The organism is Cognatishimia activa (genome assembly GCF_001458335.1).
Taxonomy (GTDB): Bacteria; Pseudomonadota; Alphaproteobacteria; order Rhodobacterales; family Rhodobacteraceae; genus Cognatishimia; species Cognatishimia activa.
This window is the reverse complement of sequence record NZ_CYTO01000024.1, coordinates 147,697-163,186: the sequence shown is the minus strand read 5'-3', so window position 1 is coordinate 163,186 and position 15,490 is coordinate 147,697. Positions and strand designations below refer to the sequence as shown.

Here is a 15,490-nt window from a genome sequence, read left to right as displayed (position 1 = left end):
TTGACGCCCTGGGCAAACCCGGTCAGCGTGCGGCCATGTTTCCATTTCGCGACCATAATCCGTCTGACCGTACACCTTTCATGACTTACGCGCTGATTGCGATCAATGTGGTGGTTTTTCTTTACAGTTGGCCGCTGTCCGATGACCCGCGTCTGCTAAACGCGTTTTACAGCGACTATGCATTGTTCCCAGCAAGCATTTCCACGGGCCAAGACTTTCAAGGGCTTGTGACATCCATGTTCCTTCATGGAGGCATCATGCACCTCGTTGGCAACATGCTTTTCCTCTGGATTTTCGGCGACAACATGGAAGACGAGATGGGCCATATGGGCTTCCTGATCTTCTATGTTCTCGGCGGCATTGGCGCAGGGCTGGCACAGGTCGTATCCGAGCCATTTAGCCAAATCCCAACCATCGGCGCATCCGGAGCGGTCGCAGCGGTGATGGGCGGATATCTCTTGCTTTTCCCTCGAGCAAAGGTCGATATCCTTCTGATAATCATTATCTTTTTCAAAGTCTTCTCGGTCCCAGCATGGGTCATGCTGGGCGTCTGGTTTGGCCTGCAAATGGTCAACAGCGTGCTTGTGGACACGTCAGCAGGCGGCGTCGCTTATTGGGCCCATGCGGGGGGATTTATCATCGGCTTGGTGCTGACGATCCCCCTTTGGTTGCGTTTGGGCGGGCCTAATTTTTGGCAAAAAACGGAAGGGCATCCACCCTACCCAGAGGCCACTTATTCCTTTGCGCGCAGCAATGTCCCGCGCGTGCGCCGCCGGAAATAATCCAACAAAAAAGGCGCCCTGCGGCGCCTTTCATCTTAGGATGCTTCGGCAGGCTTAAGCGCTGCGGATCACTTTCGCGAACTGATCCCAGATCGGCTCGTTTGCCGCAATCACAGAACCGGTTTCAAGCACATTGTCCGCATCATCAAAACCGCGCGCAAAGCCACCAGCTTCTTTCACAATAATGATCCCAGCGGCCAGATCCCAAGCGTTCAGGTTCCGCTCCCAGTAGCCCTCATAACGACCGGCAGCCACATAGGCCATATCCAGTGCTGCAGAGCCCCAACGACGCACACCGGCGCAAGTTGGCATGATGCGCGCCAGGTCTTGGAGTGTTTCCGGCAGATCGCGGCGACCACCAAATGGAACGCCAGTTGCAAAGATGGATTCAATCATGCGGTTGCGGCCAGAAACGCGCAGACGCTGGCTATCGTTCAGCCAAGCACCCTCGCCTTTTTCCGCATAGAACATCTCGTCTTTGGCCGGATCATAAATCACCCCGGACACGATCTCGCCCTTGTGTTCCAGAGCGATGGAGATCGCCCAATGCGGCAGGCCATGTAGGAAGTTTGTTGTGCCATCGAGCGGGTCAACGATCCAGCGACGGGTTGGATCTTTACCCGCTTCTTCGCCACCTTCTTCGGCCAACCAGCCGTAAGTCGGACGCGCGCCCATCAGCTCTTCTTTCAAGATCGCCTCGGCCGCAATGTCCGCTTTGCTCACAAAGTCGCCCGCGCCTTTGGTAGACACCTGCAGGTTTTCAACTTCACGGAAGTCTTTCACCAGAGACCGCCCCGCTTTACGCGCGGCTTTCATCATAATGTTCAGATTGGCGCTGCCCTGCATCATCCGGCTCCTTTGACATCAGAGTGCGCGGATACACCCAGTTGCCGCTCTTGCCAAGGGTCAATGGCGCGCAAATGGGCGTTTTTTGCTTAGAAATTTGGTCGATCAGACGCTTTGCAAGCGACGCGCCTCTGCCCCGGCAAGGTTAATCAAATCCTGCATGTAAGGTTTGGCCAAATCGTCGGTACGTGTGGCGGCAAAAAGCCCCCGTGTGATCCCGGCGTCTGTCAAAGGTCGGGTCACATAATCGGAGTTGTATTTCACCTCGCGCACAACCCAATCCGGCAGCACTGCGACGCCGCGATTGGAAGCCACGAGCAATAAGATCACGGCGGTGAGTTCCGCCTGGCGTACCCGATCCGGCTCGACCTTCGCCGGTGTCAGAAGCTGACTAAAGATATCCAAGCGTGACCGCTCCACCGGATAAGTAATCAAAGTCTGGCCGCGAAAATCCTCGGCCTCGACAAATTCTTTTTGTGCTAATGGGTGTTTGCTAGAGGCCACAAAGACGGGTTTGTAGTCAAAAAGATGCGAGAACTCGACGCCCGGCATCTCTTCGGGATCTGAGGACACAACCAGATCCACCTCTTCTTTTTGCAAGGCTGGCATCGCATCAAACGCCAGACCAGGGCGGATGTCGACATCCACATCGGGCCATTTCTTACGGAACTGTTCCAGCACCGGGAACAGCCATTCAAAGCAGGCATGGCATTCAATCGCAATATGAAGACGGCCCGAATTGCCCGAACGAAGCCCAGAAAATTCATCTTCCAGCGCTTCAACCTCAGGCAAAATCCGTTCTGCAAGACGCAGCAAACGCATCCCAGCGGCGGACAATTTCATCGGCTTTGAGCGGCGCACAAAAAGCTCTACGCCAGCCTGATCCTCTAAACCTTTGATTTGGTGAGATAAAGCCGACTGAGTGATATTCAGTTGATCCGCAGCACGCGCAAGACCCCCACATTCGTGGATCGCTTTCACCGTGCGTAGGTGGCGGAATTCGATGTGCATCTTCATATCAAACTCATATTGTTATTGAGTATTATGAACTTTTCTCACAACGCGAGTCATGTCACAAGGCCCACATCTAAAAAACGGACCAGAAAAATGACCGCACCTAAAATCTCTTTTGAGTTCTTCCCGCCCAAGAACCTAGAGGCGTCTTTCCGCCTTTGGGATACTGTGCAGGTGCTGGCGCCCATGTGCCCTCGTTTTGTGTCCGTGACCTATGGTGCCGGTGGCACAACCCGCGAACTCACACGCGATGCGGTTGCCACATTGCACAAGTCCAGTGGCCTGAATGTGGCTGCTCACCTGACCTGTGTGGACGCGACCAAAGAAGAAACCCTGAAAATTGCAAATGACTTTGCAGCGGCAGGTGTCAACGAAATCGTAGCCCTGCGTGGCGACCCGCCTAAAGGCAGCGACGGTTTCAAAGCACACCCAGACGGATTTGGCAGTTCTGTTGAGCTCATCGAAGCGCTGTCTGACACTGGCAAATTCAAGATCCGCGTCGGTGCTTATCCTGAAAAGCACCCAGAGGCGAAAGACCAAGCGGCTGATATTGCTTTCCTGAAAGCCAAAATTGACGCCGGTGCCGAAGAAGCGCTGACCCAGTTCTTCTTTGAACCTGAAACATTCCTACGCTTCCGCGATGCATGCGCGAAGGCGGGCATTGATGCGCCGATCATCCCTGGCATTCTTCCGATTGAAAATTGGAAGGGCGTGCGCAGCTTTGCCAAACGTTGTGGCACGAACGTACCAACTTGGTTGGAGGACGCATTTGAAAAGGCAGAACGCGACGGGCGTGAAGAGCTGCTGGCAACAGCACTCTGCACCGAACTTTGCGACAACTTGCGCACTGAAGGGGTGGACAGCTTCCACTTCTATACTCTGAACCGTCCGGAGCTGACCCGCGACGTTTGCCATGCACTCGGTGTGACTCCGGCCACGAAACTAGAGAACGTCGCGTAAGACATCCGTGACGCGACGTCTTCGTTGAATCGCACAAATATCAGGAGCCTTCTGGTGGAAACAGGAGGCTCCTATGACCGATCAAGCATCCTCAGACCTTATGGATACGCTCCCCACTCAGCAGCAAATGCTGTCAATGTCGGGGCTCGAGTTCATGCAAGGGATCCTAAGTGGGGCCCTGAATGGCCCACCTATTGCAAAAACTTTAAACTTCTGGCTGACCGAGGTTGAAGACGGTCGGATAACCTTTGAAGGCATCCCGGGGGCAACGGCGACAAACCCGCTGCGCACCGTACATGGTGGATGGTATGGAACCGTCTTAGACAGCTGCATGGCTTGTGCCGTCATGACGAAGGTCCCAAAGGGCAGTTACTACACCACCCTTGAATTCAAGGTGAACATCATCCGCTCGATCCCGATTGACCGCAAAGTCAAAGCAACCGGAGTGATCCAACACGCAGGTCGCAGCACAGGGATTGCAAATGGTGAAATTCGCGATCTGGAAACCGACGCCCTTTATGCCACCGGATCCACAACCTGCATCATCATGAAAGCCTAGACGTGCTTTCGAAAAAACGCCCGAGAGCGCCTTTTTCTTGGGCGCCTTTCAGCAACGGATTCATGCAAAGAGTGCGTCGCCGCATTTTTCGGCTGGCGTTTTTTGCGCAGCAAAAACAGCTTTCCCCAACCATGCCAAGCGCCAATAGAAGGGGCTTCCACATCCTGTGGGAACTGTGATCTCCACCCATCTGGCAATGGAAGACCCAGAGCCTCTGACTTCTCCAACATCCACACGAGTGGAATATTAGAAAGCGGCCTGCTCTCTTCTTTGCCCATCAATTGGCCACCAATATCCGCATGGACCCCGTGGAACCAAACCTGTTCAACACGGCCTTCATGCTTGTCCTTTTCTTCCCACAGAATGGGTTCATAGGCCAAACGGTTCTCATGCAGCGCGAGCGCGTGATAGCCATGGCGCACTGACTTACCAAGCCGGTGATCGTGGAAGGCATGTTGGTTTTCGGTCAATCGCCACAGAAGCGGCAAACGCAGCCCCAACGCTTTCACAGTGTCCCAGACGCCAATCATCTCAATCTCTGCCTCGGGATGGCATAGGTTTTCGCGAAAGGACTTGGTCGCATCGGAATCTGGATCAAGTTCGTAATGGCGGTAGGCCTGCCGTACATTACGTTCCGTGGCGCAGTCGTCGCGCAGCAAACCAACGCGGTCAATGACCCCGGCAAGAGAGCGCACAGCAAAAGCACCGCGGGAATATCCAAACAAAAAGATCTTGTCGCCGGGTTCATAACGGGTCGCCAAGAAACCGTAGGCGCGGCGAATTTGGCGATTGATCCCCTTGCCCATCATCACGTCAGGGGCATTGCGCCATTTGGTAAATTGCACGCCAGCTTCGTAGTAAAGGGATACAGGTGGAATCGCTTGCTTGAGCAATTGATAGGTCTGCCCGGCGTTGGTTTGCATCCCATCGGCCAGAGAGGACATGGTGCCATCCAAAATTACGATATGGATCTGGGGTACACGAACAGCTGACCCTTCCGCCTGCCGTCCAGAGACTTTGCGACGGAACAACGTTTGAAGTTTGAATGCCCAGCGAGGGAGTTTCACCTTTGCCTCTCTTACGTCTACGTGTCCTCAACCCAACATAGTGGGTATTTAATCACAGAACATCGCCTAAGCCTGCAAAATCCTGTGACAAATCTGTAATGTTCTCGCTGCAACTGCTCGGTTTTCGTCGCAGATCTTCTTTTCGTCTATGTCCCTAAAGCGGCGGTGATGATCAGTGGCCCGCCACAGCAAATGCACGCAAAGTGTCAGGCAGGCTCTTGCGTTTCATGAAATCGCGAGACTGAGTGCCATAACCTTTTGCCGCGCTGAAATTTTGCAATTCAGGGAACAGTGTAAACACCTCACGCCGTGCCGCCGTTTTTAGCGAGCCAAGCGCTTGGCTACCCGGATAAAAGCTCTCTGACGGCGCTCCATTGGCGAAAATAATTTGGTGATCTTCCAATAGAATATGGAAATAGACCACTTCGCGCTGACCTTCTGCAACGCGCGCCTGGCCACCGTCTAGCGCAGCCAAATGCTTGGCGCGGATCAGTTTTTCTTCGCCATCCACGCTCAACAGCATTCCGTGTTGCGGCGATACCAGAAGCGGTTCGCTCGTCCCAATCAAACGCGGTGCGATACGCACAGGTTTTAGATCTGGCCGTTCCAATAGTTTCTTACGGCCCAAGCGGCGGCAACCAATCCACAAGATGGGTTGCAAGCCATTGTCGCGCGTTTGCACAAGGTCACCAACATGCAAAGTCTCAATCGGTACATCACCTTTGCTGGTTGTAATCATTGCGCCTTTGGTGAAGCAAACGACCCCGGTGTTGTCTTCGGTAAAGTCGCGACGATCCACATTTGTGAAGGTTAGGCTATCATTGTCGCTAAACTGATCATTGTTGGAATAATCGACGTCACCGCCATTTTCGATACTGTTGGATTGGTTGAGAATACCATCGTCATCTAGGTCAGCCCGCAGTTCGACCATGCTGTCATAAAAACCAGATAGGTCGATGTTGTCGGCATTATCACCTGCTGTATCGGTCCCAAAGTCGGCAATCGTGTCATGGCCATCGCCCGGCTGATAGACAAACGTATCATTGCCTGCCCCGCCCACGAGACTGTCATCACCAACGCCACCATCAAGGATGTCATTGCCGGCCTCTCCAAGCAGCGTATCGTCGCCCGCGTCACCGCGAATTGTGTCATCGCCAAGGCCAGCAAGCACGGAGTCGTTGCCGCCACCTGCGGCAATCTCATCGTTATTAGAATCGTCAAAATGGTCTGCGTTGTCGACGCGATCACCATCTTCATCCACGAAGGATGCGTCGATCACTTCGCCCGAATCTGTGCCTTCCACAACGTAGTCTCGGTAATCCGGCTCACCATCACGCACACCGAATGACCACACCCCATCATCTTGGCCCACATCAAAGTCATTGCCTTCAAATGTGTTCAGGATGGAGCCATCGCCAGAACCCTCAAGTTCAAAGTCGTTGTCCCCGCCATCGGTCACACCAACCGTTGCATCGCCGGTGTAGCCGTTGGTCCAGTCGATATTTTCGTAAATATACTCGACAGTGAAATTGCCATCACCGGTGCTGGTAATCACAACCTGGAAAGAGTTTGTCCCCGCTGTTGAGGCGTTACGATATGGCGCAACATCATCCCAAGTAATTGTAATTTGGCCGCTTTCTTCGTCGATATCCCAATAGATTTCGCCGCCTTTGTTCACGTCCACATCCGACCAAAACGGCGCGATAGCGGGCTCTGACAAGCCAGAGATGCCTGAAGGCGTGTAGGCTGTTTGGGGACCCTCAAAGGTGATCAAACCGTTAGAGTTTAGGTAGAGCGATTGGTAATAGGTACCAAAAAAGTTAATCCCTGCGTCGCCAAAGACGGACGTCAGATCAATCTCGATACTGCCATCGTCATTGTTCCCCGCCGCTTTAGGCGACGTGGAATAGACATTTTCACCATAACCTGCCGGGCCACCTAGGCCTGAATTCATCGTCGGCATCTCAAACTCCTTTTCAACCGGCACACCGGAAGATCACGTCCTGCAAAAACGCAGCAAACATTGCGTTAGTTACAAAAAGGATACGGGTCAAAAATGGCGAAACTTCGCGATCTTTGGGCTGGGCAAGAGGCTTTTTTCGTCGACCAAAGATGACAAAATGCGATCTTTGGCGATCTCATCAAGCTCAAACTATTGGAAAACCCCTGCCCCAAAAAAGCAAAAACGACGGTGCCAGGGAGGAGGAGGGGCACCGTCGTTCTTTGTCAGCGTCCGGCCAGGGAGGAGGAGAGGCCTTTCGCATTCCGGTGGGTCTGTGACCCGGTATTCAAATCCGGCGGCTCTCAGGGAGGAGGAGGAGAACCGCCGGTCTTGCAACAAAGCCTCAAGGGAGGAGAGAGGCTTCGTATGTCTGGGCTCTAAGCCCGTATTACTGCGGCGACTTCAGGGAGGAGGAGGAAGTCGCCGCTATCTTCAAAGGACCAGGGAGGAGGAGAGGTCCTTCGAATTCAAATTACTTACCGTAGACCGCCTCAATAGCAGTCCCTTTGATGCCAGAGCGGTTCAAGCCAAGGTCCGCCAGTTCGCGGTTGGGTAGGCTTGATAGCTCGTTTACAGTTTGGCGGTACAGGCGGTACTGCTGAAACTTAGCGCGCAGGGTTGCAAAGAAAGTTACTTCGCGTGGTGCTGCTACGGCCTGGAAGCCATTCATTTCTGCTACATTCGCCATCTCGGTACTCCGAACTGTGTTCTCATCTCTTGTGACAACGATATAGAGATTTGCTGCACCTGCACAACGGACACCCTTGCATTGCCGCTATGCAGAAATTGAATAGCACGCTCGTCTGCGCCTACCTGCGACAAGATGCGAGGCGGTTTGCGCAAACACCGGGCAGTTTTAGAACGATTCTGGGTTGCGCCCGCGCCTTTTGACTGCAGAGTGTTGCGCAAAGGAGAACCGCGATGGCCGTTACGAAAGAGCAAATCAAAGCCGCATTGGATAGTCTTGGGCTACCGGATGGAGGCTCATTGGTGAGTCGTGACATGATCCGCGCTTTGACTGTTGAAAATGGGATGGTGCGCTTTGTAATTGAGGCCCCTACCCCAGAGCTTGCGCAGCGCATGGAAGGTTTACGTCAAGCAGCGGAACAGGTTGTTGGTCAGGTTGATGGCGTCACATCTGTGCAAGCGGCCCTTACCGCCCACGGTCCTGCGGAAAAGAAACCCGTCCCAAATCTGAAGGTTGGCGGACATCCGAAACCACAAGATGGTCCTATGAAGGTTGCGGGCGTTAAACGCATTATTGCGATTGGTTCAGGCAAAGGCGGCGTTGGGAAATCCACAGTCTCTAGCAATCTAGCTGTTGCTTTGGCCAAACAGGGCAAAAAAGTTGGCCTGCTTGATGCGGACATTTATGGCCCGTCTCAGCCCCGTATGATGGGCATTCAAAAACGGCCTGCCTCCCCCGACGGCAAAACTATCATTCCTCTGCATTCCCATGGCGTCACATTGATGTCGATTGGCTTCATGCTGGATCCCGATAAAGCAGTCGTCTGGCGTGGCCCGATGCTGATGGGTGCTTTGCAGCAAATGCTGACACAGGTGCAATGGGGCGAGCTTGACGTGCTTCTCGTGGACCTTCCACCGGGCACCGGCGACGTGCAACTGACTCTGTGCCAGAAAACTGAACTTACGGGAGCGGTCATCGTTTCAACGCCGCAGGACGTGGCACTGCTGGATGCACGCAAAGCTCTGGATATGTTCAAGACGCTCAAGACCCCAGTGCTTGGCATGATTGAAAACATGTCCACCTATATCTGTCCGAATTGCAGCCATGAGGAACAGATCTTTGGCCATGGTGGTGTCGCGGAAGAAGCGAAAAAGCTCGGCGTTCCTTTACTTGGAGCGCTGCCAATTGATCTGGACACGCGCCTCGCCGGTGATGCAGGCACTCCTGTGGCCGCGGGCACTGGTAGTGTAGCAGACGCTTATGCCCGTATGGCGCAAGGTTTTATCCAGAGCGGGTTGATTTAAGCACCTCTATTTCAGCGCCTGAAGAAAGCTCGACAGCTCTTTGAACAGAGCCTTACGCTCATCCTCCGAGAGGAAGCTGCCAATCTCGACTTCTCGACCGTTGCCAGACAGGGTCACGTAGTGATCCACTGGCCCGCCTTTGACGATAACATGCGCCTTGGCCCAATAGACATTGCAGGACCAGCTTTGCACCGCGCCTTTCGCCGGTGTGTGCGAAAGCGTGAGCTCGTCGTCGTCGCGCCTAAGCACCTCAGTGATCTGCCGATGCGCTTGGTTGGATCGCAGCGCAAACCAAAGCGCTCCGACAGCAATTCCAAAGAAGGGCAGCATGACCCAGACAATCGCGGTGCCCAGCACCGTCAACAGTGGTAATGCGATAAAAGCGACCGTCAATCCGATCATCAGAACGAACCCTTTGGGCTGCAGCGAGTTATGCGCAGTGAGGGTGAGTATCACCGGGTCTTGAGAGGTTTCAGTCCAATGATATGGCATCGGCCATTCGTCTGCGGTTCAGAAACAAACAAGGCCCCGGATGGTCTCCGGGGCCTCGCTGAGAATTCTTCAGATGGGGTTAGTGCGCGTGGCCTTTGTCCCACTCTTCTTGCTTAGGCAAGATTTCGAATGTGTGCTCTGGTGGTGGGCATGGAAGTGTCCATTCCAGAGTGTCCGCGTATTCGTTCCAGTAATTGTTCTCAGTCACGCGGCGGCCTTTGAAGGCTGCGTAGAACATGATGCCGAAGAACAGGATGAAGGACGCGAAGGAAATGAACGCACCGTAAGAGCTGATCTTGTTCCAGTAAGCGAATGCCTCTGGGTAGTCGATGTAGCGACGTGGCATGCCCTGACGACCCAAGAAGTGCTGTGGGAAGAAGGTCAGGTTCGCGCCGATAAAGAACATCCAGAAGTGAATCTGCGCCGCAACTTCAGGGTAATGACGACCCGTCATTTTACCGAAGTAGAAGTAGATGCCTGCAAAGATCGCGAAGACAGCACCCAGCGACATCACGTAGTGGAAGTGTGCCACAACATAGTATGTGTCGTGATACGCCCGGTCCACACCAGCCTGTGACAGGACAACGCCCGTTACACCACCGGCGGTGAAGAGGAACAGGAAGCCAAAGGCAAACATCATCGGTGCCTTGAACTCGATAGAGCCGCCCCACATGGTCGCAATCCACGAGAAGATCTTAACCCCAGTCGGTACCGCAATGACCATTGTGGACATCATGAAGTAGGACTGCTGAGTCAGAGACATACCAACGGTATACATGTGGTGTGCCCACACAACGAAGCCCAGACCACCGATCGCGATGATCGCCCAGACCATTGGCAGGTAGCCAAAGACTGGCTTACGCGCAAAGGTCGCAATCACGTGAGAGATGATACCAAAGCCCGGCAAAATAACGATGTACACTTCTGGGTGCCCGAAGAACCACAGGATGTGCTGATACAGGATCGGGTCACCGCCGCCCGCTGGGTCAAAGAAGGTCGTGCCAAAGTTACGGTCGGTCAGCAGCATGGTGATCGCACCGGCCAGAACTGGCAGCGCCAGAAGGATCAACCATGCGGTCACGAAGATGGACCAGGAGAACAAAGGAACCTTAAACAGGGTCATGCCAGGGGCACGCATGTTCAAGAATGTGGTGATCATGTTGATCGCGCCAAGGATCGAAGAGGCACCAGACACGTGGACCGCGAAGATCGCAAGGTCCATGGAAAGGCCTGCTTCAGACGTGGACAACGGCGGGTAAAGAACCCAGCCCACACCAGAACCCAGCTGGCCATTGCCACCTGGAGAGAACATGGACGCAACACCCAAAGACGTACCAGCAACGTAAAGCCAAAAGCTCAGGTTGTTCATACGCGGGAATGCCATGTCCGGCGCGCCGATTTGCAGCGGCATGAAGTAGTTACCAAAGCCGCCAAACAGCGCTGGAATAACAACAAAGAACATCATCAAAACACCATGATAGGTGATGAAAACGTTCCAAAGGTGCCCGTTCGGCGTACAGCCTTCGGTGGTCGCACCAAATTGCAGGAAGCGGCTGCCTTCCTGACACATATATTGAACGCCCGGCTCCATAAGCTCGAGGCGCATCCCCACCGTCAGGGCAACGGCAATAAAGCCGACCACCGCGGAAACGATGAGATAGAGAATACCGATATCTTTGTGGTTCGTGGACATGAACCATCTTGTAAAGAAGCTACGGTTGTCCTCGTGTTCGTGGCCTTGAACGGCTGCGTCTACCATGCCTCGCCTCCTGTAGCGGTGGTTGGGTGGACACGAAAGTTTCCTCCCATGCCTGCTTCTGCACGTATTTCTAGTGTGACACGACCGGTACGGCAATGATCGTCTTTGACGCAGATCAAGAAAAAATGTCGCGGTTTGGGGGCTATGACACCTTTTCTGGGGAAATTAGCCCTGCTTGACCCAACGCAGCGGTCAAAGGCGCGAGTTGAGATTCGTATACCCGCCAACTTTCGTCGCTGTTTTTGTAGATGGGTTTGGTGACTTGAAGCACACTAGAGGTCCGAACATGGTTGGTCGCTTTTTCAGGGCTTAGCCATGCGTCTGACCAATCGAGATCCACCGCATCAGCAAGCGCTTTAGTGGCCGTAACTTGGTCATTCACCAATTCTGAATAACTGAGGTCAAAAACCCGCGCCCCGCACACTTTGCGCCAATGGGCCATCAAGTCGCGATGCAAGATCATAAACCGTGCAATGTCCTCTGGGCTATGCATAAAATCGTGCCCCCTGCCCTTAAACAGGTGACGATAAAGCGACCATGCCACGGCCTGTGGATCACGGTTCAAATGCACGATCCGAGCTTCGGGCAATGCTGCCACGAGGTAGCCGATCCAGCGGAAATTAAGAGGCATTTTATCGATCTGCACGCTACGACCGTCTGAGATTTTGGCATAAGCTGCCAGAAGACTTTCGCGCAGCCCGGCGATATCCTGGTGATTTAATTTAGGATCCTTCCGCTGGCGCACGTCACCCAGCAGATCAATAACCGCACGCTGCACGATCATCTGTTCACCACATGCTTGCACATCATCGGCGCAAGACAGGATTCGCTCCGTGAGCGTTGTGCCAGAACGAGGAAGCCCAGTCACAAAGATCAAACGTGGCGCTTTTACTTCCTGCTGAAACCACTCCGCGTCTGAAAACTGCGCCTTACTGAAGGCTGCAACGACCGCATCGGATTGAAAATCATAGGGATGCTGCTGAGACACAACCGCTTTGGCTTTGGATAGATGCGAAAAGGCCGCTTCTCGATTGCCAGATTTGTGCAGCGCCTCAAACAACGCCAAATGAAGAGGGATGGATTTTGGATTGTCGGCCCCTAGTGCGGCCAGCGCTCCTTTGAGTTTAACAATGTGCGGATCTTGATCGTTCTTTGGTGGCGCCAATGTCACGACATGACGATAAAGGTTGGCGTCATTTGGCGTGATGTCCAGCCCCGCTTCAAAATGGCTTAGCGCCTCATCCAAATCGCCTTGTGATCGCGCTACGATTCCGATAGCGCGATGGGCCTTGGCATAAGACGGATCGATCTCCAAAGCTTTTCGAAGTGCCTTTTTGGCTTCGTCTGGCCGGTCCAACTCATGCAACGCTTGCCCGCGTATACGATGAAAGAGTGCGGAGTTTGGTTCTGCGGCCAACAGCTTGTCGATGATCGGCAAACCAGCCGATGGGTTCCCGGATTCAATGTAGCTTTCAGCAAGAACCGTTCGGATCTCGACGACGCCAGGCGCAAAGAAAGCCGCAGCACGCAAGAGATCATTCACCGCTTTCCAGTCGCCATTGTCTTGCTCGACCTTCGCACGTTTCAAAAGAGCTGGGGCAGCGACTTTGCTCAATTCCGCAACAGCCTTGGCCGCTTTCTTATTGCTTGGAAATCGATTCAGAACCGCTTTGTAGTTTCTGTAAGCGGTGATCCAATCCTGTTTCTTTGCCGCCTGGCGGGCCAGTGTCAGGCTTTTGTCAACAGAAAGAGCAGCAGGCATTGGCAATCCTCACATTCAAAGCCAATTTTCTTTCTACCTTAATTTCGGCAACGCCCACCGCAACCACCGACTTACGGCCCTGCGGGGTTTGAAACCAAAAGAGCCCCGTTCTTTAACCAATCTTTAGGACGCGGCACCTATGCCTCTGGCGATTTGGCTCAAAACAAAAAACCCGCCAGATTTGGTCCAGCGGGCTTTTGTTTGAATTTTGGCTAGGCTTACTCAGTCGCAGTCGTTGCCTCTGCCTCTGCGGCTGCTTCTTCTGGAGCGTCTTCAGTCGCTTCTTCAGCTTCTCGGGCTGGTGCCAAAGACGCAAGGAAGGCCGCCACGTCTTCACCGCCTTTTTTCAGTTTGAAGGTCATCCGTGTTTTGCCATCTGTCCCCTGCTCTTTCAGGAAACCACGAGGATCAACCACAAACGCGGCAAAGTTTGCTTCATCCCAAACAAGACCCGTTTCGTTCAACGAAACAAACGTTTTGGAATATTTGAAATCAGCGGTGCCCGCTTCGCGACCAATCACACCGAATAGGTTTGGTCCAGTCCGACCGCCCTTAACAAGCACGTCGCCATCTGTGCTCACAACCGAGTGGCAAGACTTGCACTTTCCGAAAGTCTTTTTGCCAGCATCGATATCGCCTTCCGCCTGCGCAGCGGTCGCCATCATCAATGTCAAAGCAAATGTCACAATAGTTTTCATCATTGCCGTCCTTTTTGGCTAGCATCATCTTGCGCGCTTTTTAAAGGATTTAACCGCTCAGAAAAAATCTTCAAATGACAAATCAGCGCGGTTGCACAAATGTGGTGTTTTGCCTGCTCATGCAGCGTCAAACGTCTCGGCAAAGCTTGCCTGCAAGGCGACATCCAAATCATCCATGGTCACCGGCAGCCCAAGATCCACCAAAGACGTCACACCAAACTCTGTTATCCCGCAGGGCACAATGCCTGTGAAATGTTCCAGATCCGGCTCGACGTTGATGGATATTCCATGAAAACTGACCCATTTGCGCAGGCGAATGCCAATGGCAGCAATCTTATCTTCCGCTTTGGCACCAGTGATTGTGCGCGGTTTGTCGTCCCGTTCGACCCAAACCCCAACCCGACCACAACGGATCTCACCTTTCACATTGAACTGCGCCAGCGTCTGGATCACCCAGGTTTCCATCTGTTCTACGAATTGCCGCACGTCTTTGCCGCGTTTGGCCACATCCAGCATGACATAGACCACCCGCTGTCCCGGGCCATGATAGGTGTATTGGCCACCCCGTTTGCTTGTGTGCACAGGAAAACGATCTGGATCCGTTAGGTCTTCGACCTTCGCGGACGTTCCAGCGGTGTAAAGCGGTGGATGCTCGACCAGCCAAATGCATTCATCTTCTGTACCGGCGCGAATGGCATCAGCACGCGCTTCCATAAAATCGACCGCGTCTTGGTATTCGGTCAAACCCGGTGTGATCTTCCATTCCACCATTATTTCGTCGGGAGAACCCCCGCCTCCTTAAGCGCTGGCACATAGGTGCGGCTGGCAGGAATTTCACGTCCATCCTTGAGCGTCAAGATCGCTTTCGCGCCATCCCGGCGCGCCGCGGCAATCGCCGCTTGCGCCACCCAATGGGACCGGTGAACCTGAAGCCCCTCTGTATCGCCCACTTCTTTGATGGCGTCTCCTAGTCGCATTAAGACAAGCTCGGCGCCATTTGCGGTGATCACTTCGACATAATGGTCGCTAACGGAAAGCGCATAAAGCGCGCCTCGCTTGTCAAAAGGCAATCGGTTGAGGATTTCGACAGGTTTTGGCTCTTGGCTCGCAGAAGCCGTGGGCATGGCCTCTTTGATGTAAACGATCGCGGCGGTCACGATCATGGAAATACCAATCACGTTAGCCCCAAGAATGACGAGGCCGGATCGGTCTTCCCAAGAAACTGAAAAGAGAGCGATGTTAATGCCCACCAAAAGCGCGAATATCGCCGTGCCAGCCCCTGCCCCGGCCAAGGCTACGCTCGGCCAATGGGGCATGCGCCACCTTTCCAAAACGGCATGTAGAAACGTGCCTGAAAAAGAGCCCACGAAGTAAAAGAGTACGGTCAAGGCGCACCAATAGAGTAGTCTGGGCAACAGTCTCAGCACCTCATCAGTGCCAAACGGGCCAGCAACCCCAAGGATCATACCAGCCGCGAGCAGCCCTGCCCAAACGGGTCTGGATCGCAAACTCCATTGCGTTTCACGCTTCGCCAAATGCAATGGGCTTTCTTCCACG

The 15,490-nt window shown here is 53.7% G+C and carries 15 protein-coding genes; 4 read left to right on the top strand and 11 right to left on the bottom strand.

The features are described 5' to 3' along the window. Positions 1-35: 35 nt before the first annotated feature. The gene (locus tag TA5113_RS11965) at positions 36-782 is read left to right on the top strand and encodes a rhomboid family intramembrane serine protease (RefSeq protein WP_058313997.1); all 747 of its coding nucleotides are present in this window, start codon (positions 36-38) and stop codon (positions 780-782) included. Between the two features lie 54 nt (positions 783-836). Here TA5113_RS11965 and TA5113_RS11960 read toward each other — a convergent pair whose 3' ends face one another. Further along, the gene (locus TA5113_RS11960; RefSeq protein WP_058314073.1) at positions 837-1,628 is read right to left on the bottom strand and encodes an inositol monophosphatase family protein; all 792 of its coding nucleotides are present in this window, start codon (positions 1,626-1,628) and stop codon (positions 837-839) included. Positions 1,629-1,733: 105 nt separating this feature from the next. After that, complete coding sequence (locus tag TA5113_RS11955) at positions 1,734-2,639, bottom strand: LysR family transcriptional regulator (protein WP_058314072.1); 906 nt, start codon at positions 2,637-2,639, stop codon at positions 1,734-1,736. Between the two features lie 96 nt (positions 2,640-2,735). On the opposite strand from TA5113_RS11955, the gene metF reads away from it, so the two are divergent. Next, positions 2,736-3,602: a methylenetetrahydrofolate reductase [NAD(P)H] gene (gene metF, locus TA5113_RS11950; RefSeq protein WP_058313996.1), complete on the top strand. Its 867-nt coding sequence runs from the start codon at positions 2,736-2,738 to the stop codon at positions 3,600-3,602. A 73-nt stretch (positions 3,603-3,675) separates the two neighbouring features. Continuing rightward, the gene (locus TA5113_RS11945; protein ID WP_058313995.1) at positions 3,676-4,161 is read left to right on the top strand and encodes a PaaI family thioesterase; all 486 of its coding nucleotides are present in this window, start codon (positions 3,676-3,678) and stop codon (positions 4,159-4,161) included. Here the strand turns inward: TA5113_RS11945 and TA5113_RS11940 are convergent. The 3 genes from TA5113_RS11940 to TA5113_RS11930 form a co-directional block, all read right to left on the bottom strand. Then, positions 4,158-5,228 (bottom strand): T6SS phospholipase effector Tle1-like catalytic domain-containing protein, encoded by a 1,071-nt coding sequence (locus tag TA5113_RS11940; protein ID WP_082625798.1) that lies wholly within the window; start codon positions 5,226-5,228, stop codon positions 4,158-4,160. The two genes, TA5113_RS11945 and TA5113_RS11940, sit on opposite strands and share 4 nt — an antisense overlap. A gap of 172 nt (positions 5,229-5,400) precedes the next feature. Next, the gene (locus TA5113_RS11935; protein ID WP_058316725.1) at positions 5,401-7,191 is read right to left on the bottom strand and encodes a Hint domain-containing protein; all 1,791 of its coding nucleotides are present in this window, start codon (positions 7,189-7,191) and stop codon (positions 5,401-5,403) included. Between the two features lie 511 nt (positions 7,192-7,702). Continuing rightward, positions 7,703-7,918 carry a DUF1127 domain-containing protein gene (locus tag TA5113_RS11930; RefSeq protein WP_058313992.1) on the bottom strand — a complete coding sequence of 72 codons (216 nt, stop codon included), beginning with the start codon at positions 7,916-7,918 and terminating at the stop codon, positions 7,703-7,705. Between the two features lie 233 nt (positions 7,919-8,151). On the opposite strand from TA5113_RS11930, the gene TA5113_RS11925 reads away from it, so the two are divergent. Then, positions 8,152-9,222: an Mrp/NBP35 family ATP-binding protein gene (locus TA5113_RS11925; protein WP_058313991.1), complete on the top strand. Its 1,071-nt coding sequence runs from the start codon at positions 8,152-8,154 to the stop codon at positions 9,220-9,222. A gap of 6 nt (positions 9,223-9,228) precedes the next feature. Here the strand turns inward: TA5113_RS11925 and TA5113_RS11920 are convergent, their stop codons facing one another. From TA5113_RS11920 to TA5113_RS11895, 6 genes are all read right to left on the bottom strand, one after another. Beyond that, a complete protein-coding gene (locus tag TA5113_RS11920; RefSeq protein ID WP_058313990.1) occupies positions 9,229-9,714 on the bottom strand; it encodes a DUF2244 domain-containing protein in 486 nt (161 codons plus the stop codon). 79 nt (positions 9,715-9,793) lie between these two features. Beyond that, complete coding sequence (locus TA5113_RS11915) at positions 9,794-11,473, bottom strand: cytochrome c oxidase subunit I (RefSeq protein WP_058313989.1); 1,680 nt, start codon at positions 11,471-11,473, stop codon at positions 9,794-9,796. 142 nt (positions 11,474-11,615) lie between these two features. Beyond that, positions 11,616-13,235: a tetratricopeptide repeat-containing sulfotransferase family protein gene (locus tag TA5113_RS11910; RefSeq protein WP_058313988.1), complete on the bottom strand. Its 1,620-nt coding sequence runs from the start codon at positions 13,233-13,235 to the stop codon at positions 11,616-11,618. Positions 13,236-13,453: 218 nt separating this feature from the next. After that, a complete protein-coding gene (locus TA5113_RS11905; RefSeq protein WP_058314071.1) occupies positions 13,454-13,933 on the bottom strand; it encodes a c-type cytochrome in 480 nt (159 codons plus the stop codon). Between the two features lie 117 nt (positions 13,934-14,050). Continuing rightward, complete coding sequence (gene lipB, locus TA5113_RS11900) at positions 14,051-14,704, bottom strand: lipoyl(octanoyl) transferase LipB (RefSeq protein ID WP_058313987.1); 654 nt, start codon at positions 14,702-14,704, stop codon at positions 14,051-14,053. Further along, positions 14,704-15,489, bottom strand: a complete 786-nt coding sequence (locus TA5113_RS11895; RefSeq protein WP_058316724.1) for a LytTR family DNA-binding domain-containing protein — start codon at positions 15,487-15,489, stop codon at positions 14,704-14,706. Before TA5113_RS11895 ends, lipB begins: the two co-directional genes overlap by 1 nt. Position 15,490 lies beyond the last annotated feature (1 nt).

Coding starts and splice junctions, on each gene's coding strand:
- lipB (WP_058313987.1), bottom strand. CDS start 14,704: ATGGTGGAATGGAAGATCACACCGGGTTTGACCGAATACCAAGACGCG.
- TA5113_RS11960 (WP_058314073.1), bottom strand. CDS start 1,628: ATGCAGGGCAGCGCCAATCTGAACATTATGATGAAAGCCGCGCGTAAA.
- TA5113_RS11920 (WP_058313990.1), bottom strand. CDS start 9,714: ATGCCATATCATTGGACTGAAACCTCTCAAGACCCGGTGATACTCACC.
- TA5113_RS11945 (WP_058313995.1), top strand. CDS start 3,676: ATGACCGATCAAGCATCCTCAGACCTTATGGATACGCTCCCCACTCAG.
- TA5113_RS11955 (WP_058314072.1), bottom strand. CDS start 2,639: ATGCACATCGAATTCCGCCACCTACGCACGGTGAAAGCGATCCACGAA.
- TA5113_RS11915 (WP_058313989.1), bottom strand. CDS start 11,473: ATGGTAGACGCAGCCGTTCAAGGCCACGAACACGAGGACAACCGTAGC.
- TA5113_RS11905 (WP_058314071.1), bottom strand. CDS start 13,933: ATGAAAACTATTGTGACATTTGCTTTGACATTGATGATGGCGACCGCT.
- TA5113_RS11935 (WP_058316725.1), bottom strand. CDS start 7,191: ATGCCGACGATGAATTCAGGCCTAGGTGGCCCGGCAGGTTATGGTGAA.
- TA5113_RS11965 (WP_058313997.1), top strand. CDS start 36: ATGTTTCCATTTCGCGACCATAATCCGTCTGACCGTACACCTTTCATG.
- TA5113_RS11925 (WP_058313991.1), top strand. CDS start 8,152: ATGGCCGTTACGAAAGAGCAAATCAAAGCCGCATTGGATAGTCTTGGG.
- TA5113_RS11930 (WP_058313992.1), bottom strand. CDS start 7,918: ATGGCGAATGTAGCAGAAATGAATGGCTTCCAGGCCGTAGCAGCACCA.
- metF (WP_058313996.1), top strand. CDS start 2,736: ATGACCGCACCTAAAATCTCTTTTGAGTTCTTCCCGCCCAAGAACCTA.
- TA5113_RS11910 (WP_058313988.1), bottom strand. CDS start 13,235: ATGCCTGCTGCTCTTTCTGTTGACAAAAGCCTGACACTGGCCCGCCAG.